Raw genomic sequence first — 18,260 nt, 5'->3', positions numbered from 1 at the left:
GGGGATAGACCCTCCGGGCCCGCAGCAGCTCGCGGGCCCGGCACCCGTCCTGGGGACACCTACACTGGTTGCCGTGAGGCAATGGACGTGATCATCAGCGAGCGGCAGGCCGCGCGGCAGAGCCATCTCTGCTGGTCGTACGACGACCTGGCGGCGCTCGCCGGCCAGGCGGAGCGCTACCTGCTCGCGGGCCTCGCCGCCGGCGAACGCGTCTGGTACATCACGCCGCACCCGGCGGACCCGGTGGCCGAGCGGCTGCACCGCCTGCCCGACTTCGCCGCCGCCGTGCGCCGGGGAGCCGCCGCCGTCGTCCCCCTGTTCTCGACCTACTCACACGGCCACGTCGTCGACCCGCCGACACAGGTCGCCGCGTACGCGGCCGCCACCGACGAGGCGCTCGCCGCCGGGCACACCGGGCTACGCGTGGTGGCGGAGGCCACCGAGCTGGTCCGCACCCCGGCCCAACTGGAGAGCTTCACCCGCTACGAGCACCTCGTCGACCGCTACATGCGGACCCGGCCGTTCTCGGCCATGTGCGCGTACGACCGGCCGGGGCTGGGCGACCGGGCGGTCGCCGAGCTGGCCTGCATGCATCCGGACGGCAACGTCGAGGACGTGCTGTTCCGGTTGCACGCCGCCGCGCCCGGCGACGGGCACGCGGCGCTGACCGGCGAGCTGGACCTCTCCAACCACGAGCTGTTCCGCGCCGCCCTGGACCGCGCCGACCTGCGTCCCGTCGACGGCGAGCTGGTGCTGTCGGCGACCGGGCTGCGCTTTTTGGACCACCGCGCCCTGGCCCACCTGGCCGAGTACGCGAACCGCCGCGGCGCGACCGCCGTGCTGCGCACCTCCCGCTCCGCCGCGGCGCGCCTGGTCGACCTGCTCGACCTGCCCGGGATCCGCGTCGAGGTCACGCGATGAGAACGGGCGCGGCCGCTCGGCACCACGGCTACTACCACGAGGCCGTCCGGTACGACTCCGACGACGAGCTGCTCGCCGTGGCGGTGCCGTTCCTGCTCGACGGCGTCGCGGCCGGCGAGCCCACCTACGTGACCGTGGGCGAGCGCACCGGCGCGCTGGTCCGCTCGGCGCTGCCGGCCGGTTGCGGGGTCGAGTTCCTGTCCGCCGGCGACGTGTACGCCCGGCCCGCCTCCGCCATCCGCTCCTACCGGGAACTCCTCACGGGGCAGGTGGCCGCCGGCGCCACGCAGATCCGGATCATCGGTGAGGTGCCCCCGACCGAGTTCGGCGCGACGTGGGACTGGTGGGCCCGGTACGAGTCGGCCATCAACCACGCGTACGACGACTTCCCGCTGTGGAGCATGTGCGCGTACGACACCCGGATCACGCCGCCGGCGGTGCTGGCGGACGTGGCCCGGACGCACCCCCGCTTCGCGACCGCCGACGGCCGGCACGTGCCCAGTGCGACCTGGACCCCGCCGACGGAGTACCTGCGGGAGTGCCGGCCGGTCGTGCCCGATCCGCTCCAGGCGGAGCCGCCGGTCGTCGAGTTGACCGACCCGACGGCTGCCGAGGCGCGCGCCGCCGTCCACAAGGCCGACCGGGGCCAGGTGCGGGCCGACGACGTGGACGACCTCGTCGTCGCGGTCAGCGAGACGGTCACCAACGCGCTGCGGCACGGCCGCCCACCGGTCCGGCTGCGGGTCTGGTCGGGCGACGACCGCATCGTGGCGACGGTCCGCGACGGCGGAGACGGTCCGGCCGACCCGTACTGCGGGCTGCTCCCCGTCGGCGACGGCGCCCCCGGCGGGCTGGGCCTGTGGATCACCTACCAGTCGTGCAGCCACGTGACCTGGCACCGCGACGACCACGGCTTCACGCTGCGGCTGACGGCCGGGAACCCGCGCGTCGCCGGCTGAACCACCGGGGCGGCGACGCCCCACCCGGAGTGGGGTTCCGGGCGGTCGGCGGTCACCGCCGGGCCGGCTGCCGGGCGGCGCCGGGGCGGGACGGCCCGGCGTCCACGGGCTGCGGTCGGCGTGGCCGTCGCCGGTGGTACCAGGCGGCGAAGAGGGCGGTGGCGAACAGCAGCTCGGCGACGTCGCCGCCGTAGTACATCAACCGGGCCGCCGAGCGCAGCGCCGCGACGTCCCGGTCGGGCAGCCCCGGCGGCAGGGTGGCGGCGTGCGCGTACAGGTACTTGGCCAGCACGGCGTGCCCGGCCGCCGCGCCGAGCAGGGCACCGCCCCGCACGACCACGCCGGGCCGGCGCGGGGCCGGGTCCGGACCGGCCACCGCCCACGCGAAGAGGTACCCGGCGGCGAGGTAGTGCGCGTGCAGGGCGTGGTGCAGCACCGGGTTCCGCTCGGCCGCCGCGTAGAGCGGGGTGAGCAGCACCAGCGCCAGCCCGCCGGTGGTGAGCAGCGCCGCGGTCACCGGGTGGGCGAGCAGGTGCACCGGCCGGGCCCGCAGGAGCCGGCCCACCCGGCGGCCGACCGGCGGCGGGGCGACCCGCAGCAGCAGGGTGACCGGCGCGCCGAGGGCCAGCGCCAGCGGGGCGGCCATGCCGAGCAGCAGGTGCTGGGCCATGTGGACGCGCGGGTCGCCGGGCCCGCCCGCCAGCGGGCCGAGGGCGACCGCCAGCACCGCGCAGCCGGCCAGCCAGGCGACGGTACGCCGGCGGCGCCAGCCGCGCCGGTCCCGGGACACCGCCAGCAGGTAACCGGCGACCAGCAGCGCGACCCCGGCGAGCGGGAGCGTCGCCGAGCCCGCGCCGGCGTGCGCGAGGACCGTCACCGCGCGTCGCGGTCGGCGCGGGACCGCGCCCGCCAGGTCACCCACGCGCCGATCAGCAGCAGCGCCACCGCGCCCACGTTCCACACCACGTCGTACGGAAGCAGGTGCACCCCGTAGCGGATCTGGTGCAGCCGCAGCACCTTGTGGTCGACGATCCCGTCGAAGAGCTGGAACGCCCCGGCGCCGAGCAGGAACCCGCCCCAGGCGGCCCGGGGCACCAGGGCACCCCGGCGGCGCAGGTCGAAGTACCAGAAGAAGCCGCCCACCAGGGCGAGCAGCTCCGCGGAGTGCAGCAGCCCGTCGGAGAGCAGCCCGACGGAGCGGGTGGAGCGGTCGTAGAAGTGGTGCCAGCCGAGGAGCTGGTGGAAGACGATCTCGTCGACGGCCGCCATCACCGCCGCCCCGATCACCGCGGCGGCGAGGACCGACCGGCGCGGACCCGGCGGGGCCGTGCGGGTCACCGGCGGGCCAGGTGGTCGGCCAGCGCGACGCGCAGCTCGTCCATGCCGGCGCCGGTCAACGCCGACACGGCGACCGCCCCGGGATGGACCCGCCGCAGCGCGTCGACCCACTCCACCGGGGCCACGTCGGTCTTGTTGAGCACCAGCAGCTCCGGCACGTCGCCGGCCCCGATCTCGTGCAGCACGCCGTGCACGGTGGTGATCTGGTCGAGCGCGTCCGGCGCGGAGGCGTCCACGACGTGCAGCGCGAGGTCGCTGCGGCTGACCTCGTCCAGCGTCGACCGGAACGCGTCGACCAGCTGGTGCGGCAGGTGCCGGACGAACCCCACCGTGTCGGTCACGGTGAAGAGCACCTCGCCGACGCGTACCCGGCGCACGGTGGGGTCGAGGGTCGCGAAGAGCACGTCCTGCACCTGGGCGTCCGCTCCGGTCAGCCGGTTGAGCAGGGCGGACTTGCCGGCGTTCGTGTAGCCGGTGATCGCCACCGAGGGGACCTGGTTGCGGGCCCGCCGCTCCCGGTTGCGGTCCCGCCGCCGGGTCAGCTCGGAGGCGTTGCGACGCAGCCGGGTGGCCCGCTGGCGCAGCCGGCGCCGCTGGGTCTCCAGCCGCATCTCACCCGGCCCGCGCACGCCCATGCCGGCGCCGCCGGCCATCCGGCCGCCGCCGATGCGCGACATCGAGCGCCCGTCGCCGCGCAGCCGGGGCAGCTGGTACGCGATCTGCGCCAGCTCCACCTGCACGCGGCCCTCGCTGGTGCGGGCGTGCTCGGCGAAGATGTCCAGGATCAGGGCCGTCCGGTCGACCACGCGTACGCCGACCCGCTCCTCCAGGTTGCGCACCTGGCCCGGGGTCAGCTCGCCGTCGGCGATGACCAGGTCGGCGCCGGTCCGCTCGGCCAGCGCGGCCAGCTCGTCGACCTTGCCGGAGCCGACGAAGGTGGCCGGGTCGGGGCGGGGCCGGTTCTGCACCACCTCGTCGACGACGGCCAGCCCGTCGGTGTCGGCGAGCCGGCGCAGCTCGGCCAGCGACACCTCCGTGCCCGGCCCGGTCTCACCCGTCTCGTCCTGGTGCACCGCCACCAGCACGGCCGTCGGCCGCTCCGCCGGCGTGCCCGAGCCGTTGCCCAGCAACCACGATCCCGCCATCACAGAACCTCGCATCACCTCGCGCCGACCCCCGATCTACCCCGGCCAGGGCGAAGCATGCCCAAACCCGCCGCCGACGGCAGGCACGGTGCGCGGCGGGCTCCGGTGGCACCCGTCACGACCGGCGGACGGCGGGCGGGCCCGGAGGTACCTTCGGCGGGCAGGCGACGGTCGTTTCGGGCGCGCCGGAGCAGACCCCCAGGAGGACGCGGCCGTGCCGGACGCCGAGGAACTGATCAGCGACGCCCTGGCGGCGGTACGCGGCACCGACGTACGCCTGGCGGAGCGGCAGCTGGACCGCCTGATGATCGGCACGGGCGCGGCGGACGGGGCGGCGGCGGTCGACGCCGGGCTCCTGCGTCGCCTGGCCCGTGGCGTCGGCCGGCTGACGCCGCGCGGCTGGCAGCCGGTGGACCTGGCCCGCCTCGCCACCCGCCGGCTGGGCGCCCGGCCGGCCGGACTGGTCACCGACGCGCTCGCCGCGCACCGCCGCGACCTGACCGGGCCGGTGCCCCCGTGGTGGGACGACCAGCTCCGCGACCTCGGCGCGCGGGTCTGGTGGGACGCCGACGAGGGCCACCTGGCCGCCTGGTCGGCCCGCGTCGGGTGGGACCGGTTCACCGCGCTGCGCGCGGCGGTCGACGCGCTGGCCCTGGTCGAGGGACTCCCGCCGATCGCCGTGCTGCGGCCACCGCCCGGCGCGACCGGGGCGGTCCCGGCCCGCAGCGGGTCGGGCGGCGGCTCCCGGATGCTCGACCGGGTGCGGGCGCTGCTGGCCAAGGCGGAGTCGACCACCTACCCGGCCGAGGCGGAGGCGCTGACCGGCAAGGCCCAGGAGTTGATCGCCCGGCACAGCATCGACCAGGCGCTGCTGGCGGGCGTCGCCGAGCGCGCCGACCAGCCCGGCGGCGTGCGGCTCGGCACCGAGCCCCCGTACGCGGGCGCGAAGGCCCTGCTGGTGCAGGAGGTGGCGGCGGCGAACCGCTGCGAGGCGGTCTGGTCCGACGACCTCGACTTCACCACCGTGCTGGGCTGGCCGGCCGACCTGGAGGCGGTCGAACTGCTCTACACCTCGCTGCTGGTGCAGGCCACCGCCGCGATGCTGCGCGGCCGGGGCGAGCGGCGGGCCAAGGGCGCCGGGCGGCGTACCCGGGACTACGACGAGTCCTTCCTCAACGCCTTCGCGCTGCGGATCGGCGAGCGGCTGCGGGCCGCCACCGAGGACGCGGACCGGCAGGCGGCGGCGGAGACCGGGCCGGAGCGGCTGCTGCCGGTGCTCGCCACCCGCGCCGAGGCGGTGCGGGAACGCCTCGACACGCTCTTCCCCGGCGTCACGCGGGCCCGGCTCACCGTCCGCGACGCCGACGGCTGGTCGTCGGGCACCTCCGCCGCCGACCGCGCCTCGCTCGGCCCCGGCCCCGCCCCGAAGCGCCAGGTACGCGGCCGGCGCTGACAATTTTTCCCGCGGCTGTCGGAACCGGCGGGTCGGCTCCGACCCCTCACCGAAGCCGCGCCACCATGGGCGCGGCCGAGCACACGAGGAGCACCCGATGAAGTACATGCTGCTGATCTGGAACCGTCCCGGGTTCGTCGAGGAACTGTCGGAGCAGGAGCGCACCGCGCTCTTCGGCGAGGTCGACGAGATCATGCGCGAGCTGACCGAGTCCGGCGAACTGGTCGGCGGCCAGGCGTTGGCCGACCCGTCGCAGGCCCGCACGGTCCGGCTGGCCGGTGACCGGCCGGAGGTGACCGACGGGCCGTTCATGGAGAGCAAGGAGCAGTTCGCCGGCTACCTGTTGGTGGACTGCGACAGCCCCGAGCGGGCCGCCGAGATCGCCGCCCGCTGGCCGGACGTGCGGCGGGGCTTCGGCGCGCTGGAGGTGCGGGCGGTCATGGACGAGGCCGGGACGGACGAGTGAGCGGACGACTCGTCGAGGACCTGCTGCGCGAACTGGCGCCGCAGGTCCTCGGCGTGCTCGTCCGGCGGCACGGCCAGTTCGACGCGGCCGAGGACGCCGTGCAGGAGGCGCTGCTCGCCGCCGCGTTGCAGTGGCCGGAGCAGGGCGTGCCGGACAACCCGCGGGCCTGGCTGCTGACCGTCGCCAGCCGCCGGCTGACCGACGAGTGGCGCAGCGAGCGGGCCCGCCGGGACCGGGAGACCGCGGTGGCGGTCCGCGAGCCGGCGTACGCGACGGTCGCCCCCGCGGCCGACGAGGAGCCGCCGGCCGGGGACGACACCCTGACCCTGCTGTTCCTCTGCTGTCACCCGGCGCTGGCCCGTTCCGCGCAGGTCGCGCTGACGCTGCGCGCGGTCGGCGGCCTGACCACCGCGCAGATCGCCCGGGCGCACCTGGTGCCCGAGGCGACGATGAGCCAGCGCATCCGCCGGGCCAAGCAGCGGATCGAGGCCGCCGGCGCGCGGTTCACCATGCCCGCGCCCGGGGAGCGGGACGAGCGGCTGCGGGCCGTGCTCCAGGTGCTCTACCTGATCTTCAACGAGGGCTACACCACCTCCGGCGGGCCGGACCTGCACCGGGCCGACCTGACCACCGAGGCGATCCGGCTGGCCCGCATGCTGCACCGGCTGCTCCCGGACGACGGCGAGGTGACGGGACTGCTGGCGTTGATGCTGCTCACCGACGCGCACCGGGCCGCCCGGACGGGGCCGGCCGGGGAGCTGATCCCGCTCGCCGAGCAGGACCGTGACCGCTGGGACTCCGCCGCCATCGCCGAGGGGATCGCCCTGGTCACCGAGGCGCTGACCTGGTCGCCGCCCGGCCCGTACCAGCTCCAGGCGGCGATCGCCGCGGTGCACGCCGAGGCGCCGTCAGCGGAGCGGACGGACTGGCCGCAGATCCTGGCGCTCTACCGGTTGCTCGCCCGGATCGCCCCGAACCCCATGATCACCCTCAACCAGGCGGTCGCGGTGGCCATGGTGGACGGTCCCCGCGCCGGCCTGGCCCTGCTCGCCCCCCTCGACGCCGACGACCGCACCGCGGGGCACCACCGGCTCGCCGCCGTCCGCGCCCACCTGCTGGAGCTGGCCGGCGAGCCCCGGGCGGCGCGGGCGGCGTACCTGGCGGCGGCCCGAGGCACGACGAGCCTGCCGGAGCAGCGCTATCTGGAGCTGCGCGCCGCCCGGCTGGGCGGGCACCGGTGAGGACCGGGGACGGCCTGCCGCGTGCCGTGCTGGGCGACGCGCCGGCCGGCGTGCGCCACGGGGACGCACGCCGGCCGGTTCCTCACGTCACTGACCGGTAACCGGGACGGCCGGGCAACTGGCGCCGTCGTCGGGCACGTCGACCGAGATCAGGTAGCGGTCGACCGCGTCCCGCACGCAGTCGCTGCGGGTGTAGCTGCCGTGCCCCGCGCCCTCGTAGGTCAGCAGCACGCCGGAGCGGCCGAGCTGCCGCGACACGTTCGTCGCCCAGTTGTGGCCGCTGGCCGGGTCGTGCCGGCTGTTGGCGAGCAACAGCGGCACGTCGGTGCGGACCCGGAGACGGTGCTGCGGGTTGGCGACCGGGGCCGGCGCGCCGAGGCAGGTCGCGATCGCCGGCAGCGCCTGCGGGTAGCGCACGTCGGGCGCGATCCGGGCGATCCGGCGCAGGTGGGCGGCGTACTCACGGTGGTCGCGTACCGGCAGGTGCCAGTCGGCGCAGAAGACCGCGAAGGGGTGCGGCCGCACGGCGTCCGCGTCGGCGGCGGCACGGACCCCGGTGGCGGCGGGCGGGGCCGTACGCAGGGCGTCGACCAGCCGGGCCAGTCCGGCCCAGTCGGGGCCGTACAGCTTGCGCTGGGCGAGCCGGCTGAGGTCGTACGGGGTCAGCGTCGTCCCGGGCCGGTCCGGGTCCGCCAGCTCACCCCGTTCCGCCCTGCCGAAGAGGCCGGCCCAGACGGCGCGGACGTCCTCGCCGTGCAGCACGCAGCTCGGCGTACGGGCGCACCACGCGACGAACTCGTCGAAGGAGTCCTGCGCGGCGGCGGCCTGGGTGTCGAGGAACGCCCTGGTGCCGAGGCTGTGGTCGACCACGCTCTCCAGCACCACGGCTCGGACCCGGTGCGGGAACTCCTCGGCGTACTGCGCGCCGAGCAGCGTGCCGTACGAGCTGCCGTGGAAGGTGAGCCGGTTCTCGCCGAGCGCCGCCCGGACGGCGTCCAGGTCCCGGGCGGCGCTGCGGGTGTCGACGTGGTCGAAGAGCGGTCCGGTCCGCTCCCGGCAGTCGGCCCGCAGCAGCGCGTTGTCGGCCACGGTGGCGTCGAACCGGGCCTGGTCGGTGATGACCTGGGGCTGCCGGCCGAGCAGCTCCGCCGAGCAGAGCACCGGGTTGCTCAGGCCGATGCCGCGCGGGTCGAAGCTGACGACGTCGAACCGGCGGCGCAGCTCGTCGCTGAACCGGTCGTTCAGGATGATCCGCCGCACGCCGGAGTCACCCGGCCCACCGGGGCCGAACACCAGCGAGCCGATCCGGGCGGCCGGGTCGGTGGCGGCGCGGCGGGCCAGGTGGAGCGTGAACCGGTCACCGTCCGGGCGGTCCCAGTCGACCGGGAGCGACAGGGTGCCGCACTCGGCGGTGCGGTCCTGCTCGCACGGCTGCCAGGCGATGCCCGGCGTGGGGACGGGCGCGGGCCGGGCCGCCGAGGCCGGCGCGGGCGACGGCACGCCGGTCGCCAGCAGCGCGGCGGTCGCGCCGACCGCCAGTGCCCGGAACCGGACGGCGCGCCGGGATCGGCCCGGTCCGTCCGGCCGGGTTGAGTCGCCGCCGGGAGGGGCGGACTTGCGTACGCGCAGCACGAGATGCTGTCCTCTCCATCGAAGGAGCGTTGCGGTGAGACTCGCCCGCGGGCGAGGTGATGCTGCTTCCACCCGGGCCGTCGAGTTGGCGCTCGACGGCCCGGGGCCTTGCCGTTGCGCTAGTCGACGTCCTTGAGGACGCGTTCCAGCGAGACCAGCCGGGACTCCATCCCGCCGAGCCGGTCGTCGAGGGCCGCCAGCATCCGGGCGGCGGACTCCTGGGCCTGGACGGCGGTCTGGGCGAGCCGTCGGTACTCCTCCTCGCGGGCCCCGACCACCCGGGCCCGCCGGGTCTTGGCGACCTGCACGATCGTCACCGTGATCACGCTGACGAGCAGGGCGAAGATCCCGATCGCCCCGACCACCTCGGTCCAGTCGTGCTCGCTCATGCCCGTCATCCCTCGTCCTCGTCCGGCCCCGCGCCCGATCCGGCGGTGAGCGTGTCGGCCGCCGTCGCGATGGCGGCGGGCGTGAGCGTGTACGCGAACGGATTCACCTCGTAGAACTTCATCGCCTTCCCGTCCTCCGACAACTCCAGGTGCGCGGACACGAGGCCGGCCGCCGCGAGCTTGCGCAGGTGCACCTGCACCAGCGCCCGGCTGATGCCGAGCTCGCGGGCGAGTTGGCTGACGTACGCGCGGCGTCGCGCCAGGACGGCGACCACCCGCATGCGGTGCGGGTTGGCCAGCGTGGCCAGTACGCGCACCAGTTCGTCGCCGGTGGCCGTCGGACCAGCGCTCATGACCAGCCCTTGCACATGCAAACGGACGTTAGCGGGTCAGTGCCCGGGAAGTCACCAGTGGACGGCCGATCTCAGGGACGGGTGGGGGATGTCCCTGCCCCTCCCCTGAGGGGCAGGGGACGCGTCGCTCGCCGGCCCGCCGGGGCCCCTGGCCGTCGACGGTCAGCCGTCGGCCCGCCGGCACTCGCGAGTCAGTAGAGGCGGCACTCGCGGGTCAGGGGCGGACACTCGCGGGTCAGGCGCGGACACTCGCGGGTCAGTGGAGGCGACACTCGCGGGTCAGGCGCGGCACTCGCGGGTCAGCAGGGGCGGGATGCCGGTGAAGGTGGAGCTCATCCAGGCGGCCGGGCGGGACGCCCGGGAACCCGCGTCGATCCGGCCGGCGGTCTCCTCCAGCAGGGCGCGGATCTCCGGGTCGGCGGCCCGGCGGGCCTGGGCACGTACGTCGTCGGCCAGCTCGGCCAGGTTGCGCCGGAGCTGGTCGGCGACCTGTTCGCCGGTGAGGTCCCGGCTGACCGAGGCCGCCGAGTCCGTGGCGATCTTCTGGCTGCCGGCGACGATGACCCGGTCCACCTCCCGGCAGACCTCGGCGGTGTTGGCGGCCGTGGTGGCGACCGGGGACGGGCTCGGGGCGGCACTCGACGCGGCCGACGGGCTCGGTGACGACGCGCCGGCGGGGGCGGCGGCCTCCTCCCGCGGGGTGTCCTGGCAGCCCATGGCCAGCACCCCGAGCGCCACCGCGGCGGCGGCGCGCCGCGCGTAGACGACGGATCGGGACATGGAACCTCCCGTTCGGAGATCTCGGCCGTCGGGCGGACGGCACGGGTTCGACCGACGCCGGGCGGCGAGACGTCGCCCTGCCAACGAGCGGGGCCACCCCCGGGACACGTCGGCCGCCGCGGCCCGACACGCGGTCCGCCGGGCCGGCGACGGCCGGCCCGGCGGTTCCCGCGTACGCGGGTCAGCTCTTGAAGGCGTCCTTGATCTTCTCGCCGGCCTGCTTCAGCTTGGCGCCGGCCTGGTCGTTGCGCCCCTCGGCCTCGAGCCGCTCGTTGTCGGTGGCCCGGCCGGCGCCTTCCTTCAGCTTGCCGGCGGCGTCCTCGGTCGCGTTGTTGATCTTGTCGTCGAAACCCATGTCAACCTCCGATTGGCAGTGCCGGTACGTCCTCGGAGTACCCCGCCCGCCCGCCGCTCAACCGCCCTGGTCACCCAGCGTCAACAGATGGCCGCGTGTCGATCACCGTCGGTCGGCGAGCCGCCTGCCGGACGAGCCCGCCCACGCACCGCGCCGCCGGTCCCCTCGGCGAGGGCCGGCGGCGCGGTGCGGCGGGTCAGGCGACCGGGCGGAAGCCGCGCAGCCGCAGGCTGTTGGCGACGACGAAGACCGAGGAGAAGGCCATCGCCGCACCGGCGATCATCGGGTTGAGCAGGCCCGCGGCGGCCAGCGGCAGGGCCGCCACGTTGTAGGCGAAGGCCCAGAACAGGTTGCCCTTGATGATGCCGAGGGTGCGCCGGGAGAGCCGGATCGCGTCCACGGCGGCCATCAGGTCGCCCCGGACCAGGGTCAGGTCGGACGCCTCGATCGCCACGTCGGTGCCGGTGCCCATGGCCAGACCGAGGTCGGCCTGCGCCAGCGCGGCGGCGTCGTTGACCCCGTCGCCGACCATCGCGACGGTCCGCCCCTCACCCTGGAGCCGCCGCACCACGTCGACCTTGTCGGCGGGCAGCACCTCGGCGATCACCTCGTCGATCCCCACCTCGGCGGCCACCGCCCTCGCGACGGTGGTGTTGTCGCCGGTCAGCAGCACCGGGGTCAGACCCAGCGCGCGGAGCCCCGCGACCGCCGCCCGGCTCGTCGGCTTGACCACGTCGGCCACCGCGAGGACGCCCCGGGCCCGTCCGTCCCAGCCGGCCAGCACCGCCGTCCGTCCCTCGGCCTCCGCCGTGGTCGCCGCCCGCTCGACCTCCTCCGGTACGTCGAGACCGCGCTCGCGCAGCAGCCGGAGCCGGCCGACCAGCACCTCCCGGCCCTCGACGGCGCCGGTCACGCCGAGCCCCTCGACGTTGGCGAAGCCGGTCACCGGCGGCAGCGCGCCCGCCTCCGCCGCCCCGGCGGCGACCGCCTGGGCGATCGGGTGCTCGGACGCGGACTCCAGCGCCCCGGCCAGCCGGAGCAGTTCCGCGCGGTCCTCGCCGGCCGCCGGGAGCACGTCCACCAGGGTCATCCGCCCGGTGGTGACGGTGCCGGTCTTGTCCAGCACCACGGTGTCCACCTGCTTCGTGGACTCCAGCACCTCCGGCCCCTTGATCAGGATGCCGAGCTGGGCGCCCCGGCCGGTACCGACCAGCAGGGCGGTCGGCGTGGCCAGCCCGAGGGCGCACGGGCAGGCGATGATCAGCACCGCCACGGCGGCGGTGAACGCGGCCGTCGCGCCCGCCCCGGTGCCCAGCCACCAGCCCAGGGTGCCCGCCGCGAGAGCGATCACGATCGGCACGAAGACGCCGGAGATCCGGTCGGCCAGCCGCTGCACCGCCGCCTTGCCGGTCTGCGCCTGCTCGACCAGCCGGGCCATCTGGGCCAGCTGGGTGTCGCCGCCGATCCGGGTGGCGGTGACCACCAGCCGGCCGCCGGCGTTGACGGTGGCGCCGACGACGGTGTCGCCCGGACCGACCTCGACGGGGACGGACTCGCCGGTGAGCATGCTCGCGTCGACCGCCGAGGTGCCCTCGTCGACCACCCCGTCCGTGGCGATCTTCTCGCCGGGCCGGACCACGAACCGGTCCCCCACCGCGAGCTGGTCCACCGGGATCCGGGTCTCCGTGCCGCCGCGCAGCACCGCGACGTCCTTGGCGCCCAGTTCCAGCAGGGCGCGCAGGGCGGCCCCGGCGGTCCGCTTCGCGCGGGCCTCGAAGTAGCGGCCGGCGAGGATGAAGACCGTCACCCCGGCCGCCGCCTCCAGGTAGATGTTGCCGGCGCCGTCGGTACGGCTGATGTCGAAGCTGAACGGGTGGGTCATCCCCGGCTCCCCGGCCGTGCCGAGGAAGAGCGCCCAGACCGACCAGCCGAACGCGGCCAGGGTGCCGAGCGAGACCAGGGTGTCCATGGTCGCCGCGCCGTGCCGCAGGTTGATCCAGGCCGCCCGGTGGAAGGGCAGGCCGCCGTAGACGACGACCGGGGCGGCCAGGGTCAGGGACAGCCACTGCCAGTACTCGAACTGCCAGGCGGGCACCATCGCCAGCACGATCACCGGCACGGTGAGCACGAGCGAGACCCACAGGCGGGTACGCAGGCCGCGCAGCTCGTCCACCGGCTCGGCCGCCGGCTCCGCCCCGCCGGTGGCCGGCGGGGGTGGCAGGGCGGCGGTGTAACCGGTCTTCTCCACCGTGGCGATGAGGTCGTCCGGGGAGACCTCGTCGGCGTACCGGACGGTGGCCTTCTCGGTGGCGTAGTTGACCGTGGCGGTCACCCCGTCCATCCGGTTCAGCTTCTTCTCGATCCGGGCGGCGCAGGAGGCGCAGGTCATCCCACCGATCGCCAGTTCGATCTGGTTCGGGGCCATCAGCAAGGGCTTGGTGGTCATCACGCTTCCCGTCAGTTGTGCCCGTGACCGGGGACGCCGTGGCCGGCGTCGGCGGTCGGGGAGCTCGGGGCGGCGGGTGTGCCCGTCGCCGCCGGGGTGCCGGTCGCCGCCGGCGCGCCCGTAGCGGCCGGGGTGGCCGGGGTGGCCGGGGTGCCCGCGACCACGGTGAACTCGGCGGTGCGCACCACGCCCCCGTGCTTGAAGTCCAGGTAGAGCCGGTAGGCGCCGGCCGACGGCACCTCGGCGAGGAAGCTCACCTCGGGGCCGGGCTTCGTCCGCCCGTCGCCCGGCGCGCCGTCGGGGTGCACGTGCAGGTACGCCAGGTCGCCCTGGCGCAGCGCCACCAGGTGGCCGTACGCGCCGAGGTAGGGCTCCAGGTCGGTCACCGGCGCGCCGTCGCGGCTGACGGTCAGGGTCAGCTCGGCGGTGCGGCCGGGCTCCGGGGTGCCGGCGAGGGTGACGGTGTAACCGTCGACCGTGGTGCTGGTCGCCGCCGGGGGCAGCGGCCGCTCGGTCAGGGCGCCGGGGACGGTCACGTCGACGCCCAGGGTCAGCGCCTCGCCCCCGGTGGGGGTGAAGTCGGCGAACGCCCGCCAGACGCCGGGCCCGCCCAGCGGGGAGTCGACCCGCCAGGTGCCGTCCGGCGCCATCTCCGGGTGCACGTGCCGGAAGCCGGACAGGTCGCGGCGGGCGACGATCAGGTGCATGCGCTTGTCGTGCGCCACGTCGTACGCGGTGACCGGCCGGCCGTCCGGGCCGGTGACCTGGAAGGCGAACTGCCCGGCCGGGGCGCCCACCGGGCGGAGCGTGTAGCCGCGGTCGGAGACGAGCAGTCCGCCGGGCAGGTGGGCCGCCCCGCCCTCGTCGCCCCCGTGCCCGGCATCCCCGGTGGCCCCGTGGCCGTCGGTGGCGTCGTGGCGGGTGTCGGCGGCCGGGGCCACGGGGCCGGCCACGTGGCCGACCCCGTACGCCGTGCCGAACACCGCCGCGAGGCCGAGGGCGAAACCGCTCAGCTTCGTCGCCGTGTTCATGGTGTACCTCGGTTTCTCCGTGTCCGCCGTCACGCGCCGACGAGGTCGTAGCCGGCCTCGTCGACGGCGGCGCGCACGGTGTCGATGTCCAACGGGCTGTCACTGGTGACGGTGACCCGGCCCGCGGCGAGGTCGACCTGGACGTCGTTGACGCCCGGGATGGCGCCGACCTCGGCGCTGACCGAGTTGACGCAGTGCCCGCAGGTCATGCCCTGCACCTGGTACGTCGTGGTGACCATCGAACTCTCCTCTCGACGCCTCCAGCATATACCCCCCAGGGGTAATGCGGAGGCAGACGGGTGCCTGCTGGGTTTACCGGTACCCGGTGGGGGTATCCCGACACGAAGGACCGTACCATACCCCCGAGGGGTACGCTATCCTCGATCGCATGACCACACCGACGCCCGCCCCGACCAGGGGCTACACCGCCACCAAGGACCAGCTGCTCGCGCGGCTGCGCCGCGTCGAGGGACAGGTCCGCGGCATCGAGAAGATGGTCGACGACGACCGCTACTGCATCGACGTGCTCACCCAGATCTCCGCGATCCAGGCGGCCCTGGACAAGGTCGCCCTCGGCCTGCTCGACGGGCACGCCCGGCACTGCATGCACGAGGGGGCGGCCGAGGGCCGGGCCGACGAGATGGCCACCGAGATGATGGCCGCCGTCGGCCGCCTCATGAAGCGCGGCTGACCCGCCCGCCGGCCGCCCGACCTCGCCGGCCGCCCGACCCCGCCGGCCGTCCGGCGGCGGCAGGCCCGGCCGACGGGTGCCCCGGCGCCGACGAGGTGCGGCACCGGGGCCACCGGGATCAGAGCCGGCCGAGGATCTTCCGCATCGTGTCGATCTCGGCCTGCTGGGTGGCGACGATCTGCCCGGCCAGGGCCTTGGCCTCCGCGTTCACGCCCCGGGAGAGCTCCTCCCGGGCCATGGTGACGGCGCCCTCGTGGTGGGCGATCATCATGGTCAGGAACTGCCGGTCGAACTCCCGGCCGGAAGCCGCCGCCAGCCTCGCCATCTCGGCGTCGGACATCATGCCGGGCATCCCGTGGTCCATGTGCGGCAGCTCGGCGCCGGGCGACGGCACCGGCCGCCCCCAGGCCGACAGCCAGCCGCTCATCGTCGCGATCTCGGGCGCCTGAGCGGCCCTGATCTCCCCGGCAAGCCGCTTGACCTCCGGGTCCGCCGCCCGCGTCGCGGCCAGGTCCGCCATCTCGACCGCCTGCCGGTGGTGCGGAATCATCATCTGGGCGAACATCGCGTCGGCTTCGCCGGCGTCGCCGGCCGCGCCGGACGCGGTGGCCGCCGGCGCGCTGCTGCCGGGCGCGCCGTGCCCGGCGCCCGGGGCGGGATGCCCGTCGCCGCCGCAGGCGGTCAGGGCGAGGGCCACGGTGACGGTGGCGCCGGCCAGGGCGGCACGGCGCGCGAGGGTACGAGTGATCACGTCTGAGCCTTTCGGTGTCGGAACGTACGCAGCACGACGGGGACGCGGACCGGCGGACCGGACCGCGCCGGGGCGTCCTATCTGCGCAGCACCGAGACCGTGGCGAGCCGCAGACCGACCGGCCGGGGTGGCGGGGCGCGGGGCGACCGCTCCGACCCGCCCGACGCCCGGCCCGCCGGTGTGACGGCGCGTACGCCGGCCAACAGCAGCACGGCCGCGAGCAGCGAGGCGGCGAGCGCGCCCAGCACCGCCAGGCACACGCCCCACCACGGCGGCCCGCCGCTCGCCCCGCCGGACGGGAGGAGCCGCTCGTGCGGACAGTCGCCCGGGCAGGCCACGACGCCGGACAGCGCCGCCGCGACGGCGTACGGGACGGCGGCGGTGTGTTCGGCGGGCGACGCGCCGCCACGCGGACCGGCGACGGCGTGCGCCGCGGTGTCGGCGGCGTGGCCCGTGGCGTCGCCGGAATGGCCCGTGGCGTGTGAGCCGTGACCGAGGGTGTGCATCGCGGTCAGACCGAGCAGCGTGCCGACGAGCAGCAGGAGCCGGGCCCACCGCCCCGCCGTCACCGTCGCCGTCCGCACACCCCCACGCTAGTCCCCGGGGTCGGCGCGTCCGGCGCGACGGGCGCATCCCACCGCGGTCCGCGCCCGACACCGGCCCGCACGACCTGCGTCCGGATGCCGGGATGGCTACCATTCGGCCGGTGGCCCCATGGACCCCGCACCGCCCGCCCCGCCTCCCCGACCGGGCGGCGGCACCGACCGTCCGCGACCGCTCGGGCCGGACGATCGCGGTACGTGGCCGGCTCGCCACCCCGGGGCGATCCGCCGCCGAAGTCACCCGGGAACGCTGAACCGACCGGCCCGCTGGCACGTACCCCGCCCTGGATTCGTTGGGAGACACTCAATGGGCGCCGACCACACCCGTCCCGCACCGTCCGCCCCGCCGGGGGTGCGACGGATCCTCGTCGCGACGGTGGTGCCCCTCTTCGTCGCGACCCTGATTGCGGCCCTGGCGCTCTGGCCGTGGGACGCTCCGGAGGCCGCGCCCGGCACCGACCCGCCCCGCCACCACGGCACGGTGACGCGGGTGGTGACGGAGCCGTGCCCGCCCGCCCCGGAGACCCCGGAGGGGAGCCCGGGCGCCACGGAGGGCCCGTGCGGCACCGTCACGGTACGGGTGGACGACGGTCCCGACGCCGGCCAGCAGGTGGAGACGCCCGTGCCGGCCGGGCCCGGCGCGCCGACGGTCGCGGTCGGCGACGAGATCATCCTGGTCGAGCTCACGGACCCCGCCGACCCCTCGGCGACCGCCTACAACATCGCCGAGCACCAGCGCGGCCAGCCGTTGCTCTGGCTGGTGGTGCTGTTCGCCGCGGCGATCGTCGCGTTCGGGCGGTGGCGCGGCCTCGCCGCACTGGCCGGCCTGGCGGCGAGCTTCGCGATCCTGCTCACCTTCGTGCTGCCCGGCATCAGCGCCGGGCGCCCGCCGCTGCTGGTCGCCGTCGTCGGCGCCGCCCTGATCATGTTCGTGGTGCTCTACCTGACCCACGGGGTGACCGCACAGACCTCGGTCGCCGTGCTCGGCACCCTGGGCAGCCTGGTGCTGACCGGGGTCCTCGGCACGATCGCCACCGCGGCGACCCACCTGACCGGCTTCGGCACCGAGGACGCCACCACGCTGTCGATGTTCCAGGCCGACGTCGACCTGCACGGCCTGCTGCTCGCCGGGATCATCATCGGCTCGCTCGGCGTGCTCGACGACGTCACGGTGACCCAGGCCGCGACGGTCACCGAACTGGCGCACGCCAACCCCGGGCTGTCCCGAATGCAGCTCTACCGCGCGGCGACGCGGGTCGGCCGCGCGCACATCGCCTCGACGGTGAACACCATCGTGCTGGCGTACGCCGGCGCCTCGCTGCCGGTGCTGCTCCTGCTGACCGCCGACTCCCGGGCGGTGACCCAGATCCTGACCAGTGAGTTCCTGGCCCAGGAGATCGTCCGCAGCGCCGTCGCCACCCTGGGCCTGATCGCCGCCGTGCCGCTGACCACCGGCCTCGCGGCCCTGGTGACGACGGCCGGCCGGCGCGGCGGCGGCTCCGCCGACCCCGGCGCGCCCCCGACCCCGCCGGTCCCACGACCGGCGGCGGACCGGTCCGAGGCGTTGGAGGCCCTGAGCGGGCCGCGCGCCGGGAGCACGCCCACCGCCGCCCCCGCCGGGTGGCCCGATCGAGACGGGAGCACGGACACCGCATGGTGACACTCCTCAGCGTGACCGATCAGGACGTCCCGCCTGATAAACGCGTC

Annotated in this window: 20 protein-coding genes; 7 read left to right on the top strand and 13 right to left on the bottom strand. The window is 75.9% G+C overall.

What is annotated here, in order from left to right; genetic code table 11:
* The first annotated feature begins 81 nt into the window (after positions 1-81).
* Together ACGF7U_RS02125 and ACGF7U_RS02120 are read left to right on the top strand one after the other, a co-directional pair.
* Positions 82-921 carry an MEDS domain-containing protein gene (locus tag ACGF7U_RS02125; RefSeq protein ID WP_393102225.1) on the top strand — a complete coding sequence of 280 codons (840 nt, stop codon included), beginning with the start codon at positions 82-84 and terminating at the stop codon, positions 919-921.
* Complete coding sequence (locus ACGF7U_RS02120; RefSeq protein WP_393102224.1) at positions 918-1,880, top strand: anti-sigma factor RsbA family regulatory protein; 963 nt, start codon at positions 918-920, stop codon at positions 1,878-1,880. Before ACGF7U_RS02125 ends, ACGF7U_RS02120 begins: the two co-directional genes overlap by 4 nt.
* A gap of 52 nt (positions 1,881-1,932) precedes the next feature.
* Here the strand turns inward: ACGF7U_RS02120 and ACGF7U_RS02115 are convergent, their stop codons facing one another.
* From ACGF7U_RS02115 to hflX, 3 genes are read right to left on the bottom strand one after another with little or no spacing between them, the layout of a single operon-like run.
* Complete coding sequence (locus tag ACGF7U_RS02115) at positions 1,933-2,757, bottom strand: cytochrome c oxidase assembly protein (protein WP_393102223.1); 825 nt, start codon at positions 2,755-2,757, stop codon at positions 1,933-1,935.
* Positions 2,754-3,218 carry a DUF2243 domain-containing protein gene (locus ACGF7U_RS02110; protein ID WP_393102222.1) on the bottom strand — a complete coding sequence of 155 codons (465 nt, stop codon included), beginning with the start codon at positions 3,216-3,218 and terminating at the stop codon, positions 2,754-2,756. Before ACGF7U_RS02110 ends, ACGF7U_RS02115 begins: the two co-directional genes overlap by 4 nt.
* Positions 3,215-4,363: a GTPase HflX gene (gene hflX, locus ACGF7U_RS02105; RefSeq protein ID WP_393102221.1), complete on the bottom strand. Its 1,149-nt coding sequence runs from the start codon at positions 4,361-4,363 to the stop codon at positions 3,215-3,217. The genes ACGF7U_RS02110 and hflX overlap by 4 nt, the downstream gene beginning before the upstream one ends.
* Positions 4,364-4,577: 214 nt before the next feature.
* Here hflX and ACGF7U_RS02100 point away from each other — a divergent pair, with 214 nt between their 5' ends.
* From ACGF7U_RS02100 to ACGF7U_RS02090, 3 genes are all read left to right on the top strand, one after another.
* Positions 4,578-5,816, top strand: a complete 1,239-nt coding sequence (locus tag ACGF7U_RS02100) for a DUF2786 domain-containing protein (protein ID WP_393102220.1) — start codon at positions 4,578-4,580, stop codon at positions 5,814-5,816.
* A gap of 97 nt (positions 5,817-5,913) precedes the next feature.
* Positions 5,914-6,282 carry a YciI family protein gene (locus tag ACGF7U_RS02095; protein WP_393102219.1) on the top strand — a complete coding sequence of 123 codons (369 nt, stop codon included), beginning with the start codon at positions 5,914-5,916 and terminating at the stop codon, positions 6,280-6,282.
* A complete protein-coding gene (locus tag ACGF7U_RS02090; RefSeq protein WP_393102218.1) occupies positions 6,279-7,523 on the top strand; it encodes an RNA polymerase sigma factor in 1,245 nt (414 codons plus the stop codon). The genes ACGF7U_RS02095 and ACGF7U_RS02090 overlap by 4 nt, the downstream gene beginning before the upstream one ends.
* 87 nt (positions 7,524-7,610) lie before the next feature.
* Here ACGF7U_RS02090 and ACGF7U_RS02085 read toward each other — a convergent pair whose 3' ends face one another.
* The 8 genes from ACGF7U_RS02085 to ACGF7U_RS02050 all read right to left on the bottom strand — a co-directional run bounded on the left by ACGF7U_RS02085 (position 7,611) and on the right by ACGF7U_RS02050 (position 14,748).
* Positions 7,611-9,023, bottom strand: a complete 1,413-nt coding sequence (locus ACGF7U_RS02085; protein ID WP_393102907.1) for an alpha/beta hydrolase — start codon at positions 9,021-9,023, stop codon at positions 7,611-7,613.
* A 251-nt stretch (positions 9,024-9,274) separates the two neighbouring features.
* The gene (locus tag ACGF7U_RS02080; protein WP_393102217.1) at positions 9,275-9,544 is read right to left on the bottom strand and encodes a hypothetical protein; all 270 of its coding nucleotides are present in this window, start codon (positions 9,542-9,544) and stop codon (positions 9,275-9,277) included.
* Between the two features lie 5 nt (positions 9,545-9,549).
* The gene (locus ACGF7U_RS02075; RefSeq protein ID WP_393102216.1) at positions 9,550-9,897 is read right to left on the bottom strand and encodes an ArsR/SmtB family transcription factor; all 348 of its coding nucleotides are present in this window, start codon (positions 9,895-9,897) and stop codon (positions 9,550-9,552) included.
* Between the two features lie 279 nt (positions 9,898-10,176).
* Positions 10,177-10,677 carry a hypothetical protein gene (locus ACGF7U_RS02070; protein WP_393102215.1) on the bottom strand — a complete coding sequence of 167 codons (501 nt, stop codon included), beginning with the start codon at positions 10,675-10,677 and terminating at the stop codon, positions 10,177-10,179.
* 181 nt (positions 10,678-10,858) lie between these two features.
* Positions 10,859-11,032 carry a CsbD family protein gene (locus ACGF7U_RS02065; protein WP_393102214.1) on the bottom strand — a complete coding sequence of 58 codons (174 nt, stop codon included), beginning with the start codon at positions 11,030-11,032 and terminating at the stop codon, positions 10,859-10,861.
* Positions 11,033-11,228: 196 nt separating this feature from the next.
* Positions 11,229-13,478, bottom strand: coding sequence for a heavy metal translocating P-type ATPase (locus ACGF7U_RS02060; RefSeq protein WP_393102213.1), 2,250 nt, complete (start codon positions 13,476-13,478; stop codon positions 11,229-11,231).
* A gap of 11 nt (positions 13,479-13,489) precedes the next feature.
* Positions 13,490-14,509: a hypothetical protein gene (locus tag ACGF7U_RS02055; RefSeq protein ID WP_393102212.1), complete on the bottom strand. Its 1,020-nt coding sequence runs from the start codon at positions 14,507-14,509 to the stop codon at positions 13,490-13,492.
* Between the two features lie 29 nt (positions 14,510-14,538).
* Positions 14,539-14,748 carry a heavy-metal-associated domain-containing protein gene (locus ACGF7U_RS02050; protein ID WP_393102211.1) on the bottom strand — a complete coding sequence of 70 codons (210 nt, stop codon included), beginning with the start codon at positions 14,746-14,748 and terminating at the stop codon, positions 14,539-14,541.
* A gap of 149 nt (positions 14,749-14,897) precedes the next feature.
* Between ACGF7U_RS02050 and ACGF7U_RS02045 the strand changes: the two genes are divergently transcribed.
* Positions 14,898-15,200: a metal-sensitive transcriptional regulator gene (locus ACGF7U_RS02045; RefSeq protein WP_091098681.1), complete on the top strand. Its 303-nt coding sequence runs from the start codon at positions 14,898-14,900 to the stop codon at positions 15,198-15,200.
* A gap of 118 nt (positions 15,201-15,318) precedes the next feature.
* Here ACGF7U_RS02045 and ACGF7U_RS02040 read toward each other — a convergent pair whose 3' ends face one another.
* Entirely contained in the window at positions 15,319-15,951 is a 633-nt protein-coding gene (locus ACGF7U_RS02040) for a DUF305 domain-containing protein (RefSeq protein WP_393102210.1), read from the bottom strand.
* Positions 15,952-16,028: 77 nt separating this feature from the next.
* Complete coding sequence (locus tag ACGF7U_RS02035; protein ID WP_393102209.1) at positions 16,029-16,535, bottom strand: hypothetical protein; 507 nt, start codon at positions 16,533-16,535, stop codon at positions 16,029-16,031.
* Positions 16,536-16,860: 325 nt separating this feature from the next.
* Here ACGF7U_RS02035 and ACGF7U_RS02030 point away from each other — a divergent pair, with 325 nt between their 5' ends.
* Positions 16,861-18,213 (top strand): YibE/F family protein, encoded by a 1,353-nt coding sequence (locus tag ACGF7U_RS02030; RefSeq protein ID WP_393102208.1) that lies wholly within the window; start codon positions 16,861-16,863, stop codon positions 18,211-18,213.
* Positions 18,214-18,260 lie beyond the last annotated feature (47 nt).

Source organism: Micromonospora sp. NPDC047670 (genome assembly GCF_043204915.1).
Taxonomy (GTDB): domain Bacteria; phylum Actinomycetota; class Actinomycetes; order Mycobacteriales; family Micromonosporaceae; genus Micromonospora.
The sequence above is the reverse complement of the archived record's forward strand: the minus strand, read 5'-3'. Positions and strand labels throughout refer to the sequence as shown.

Coding starts and splice junctions, on each gene's coding strand:
- ACGF7U_RS02030 (WP_393102208.1), top strand. CDS start 16,861: ATGGGCGCCGACCACACCCGTCCCGCACCGTCCGCCCCGCCGGGGGTG.
- ACGF7U_RS02065 (WP_393102214.1), bottom strand. CDS start 11,032: ATGGGTTTCGACGACAAGATCAACAACGCGACCGAGGACGCCGCCGGC.
- ACGF7U_RS02080 (WP_393102217.1), bottom strand. CDS start 9,544: ATGAGCGAGCACGACTGGACCGAGGTGGTCGGGGCGATCGGGATCTTC.
- ACGF7U_RS02075 (WP_393102216.1), bottom strand. CDS start 9,897: ATGAGCGCTGGTCCGACGGCCACCGGCGACGAACTGGTGCGCGTACTG.
- ACGF7U_RS02045 (WP_091098681.1), top strand. CDS start 14,898: ATGACCACACCGACGCCCGCCCCGACCAGGGGCTACACCGCCACCAAG.
- ACGF7U_RS02095 (WP_393102219.1), top strand. CDS start 5,914: ATGAAGTACATGCTGCTGATCTGGAACCGTCCCGGGTTCGTCGAGGAA.
- ACGF7U_RS02060 (WP_393102213.1), bottom strand. CDS start 13,478: ATGACCACCAAGCCCTTGCTGATGGCCCCGAACCAGATCGAACTGGCG.
- ACGF7U_RS02050 (WP_393102211.1), bottom strand. CDS start 14,748: ATGGTCACCACGACGTACCAGGTGCAGGGCATGACCTGCGGGCACTGC.
- ACGF7U_RS02125 (WP_393102225.1), top strand. CDS start 82: ATGGACGTGATCATCAGCGAGCGGCAGGCCGCGCGGCAGAGCCATCTC.
- ACGF7U_RS02120 (WP_393102224.1), top strand. CDS start 918: ATGAGAACGGGCGCGGCCGCTCGGCACCACGGCTACTACCACGAGGCC.
- ACGF7U_RS02055 (WP_393102212.1), bottom strand. CDS start 14,509: ATGAACACGGCGACGAAGCTGAGCGGTTTCGCCCTCGGCCTCGCGGCG.
- hflX (WP_393102221.1), bottom strand. CDS start 4,363: ATGGCGGGATCGTGGTTGCTGGGCAACGGCTCGGGCACGCCGGCGGAG.
- ACGF7U_RS02070 (WP_393102215.1), bottom strand. CDS start 10,677: ATGTCCCGATCCGTCGTCTACGCGCGGCGCGCCGCCGCCGCGGTGGCG.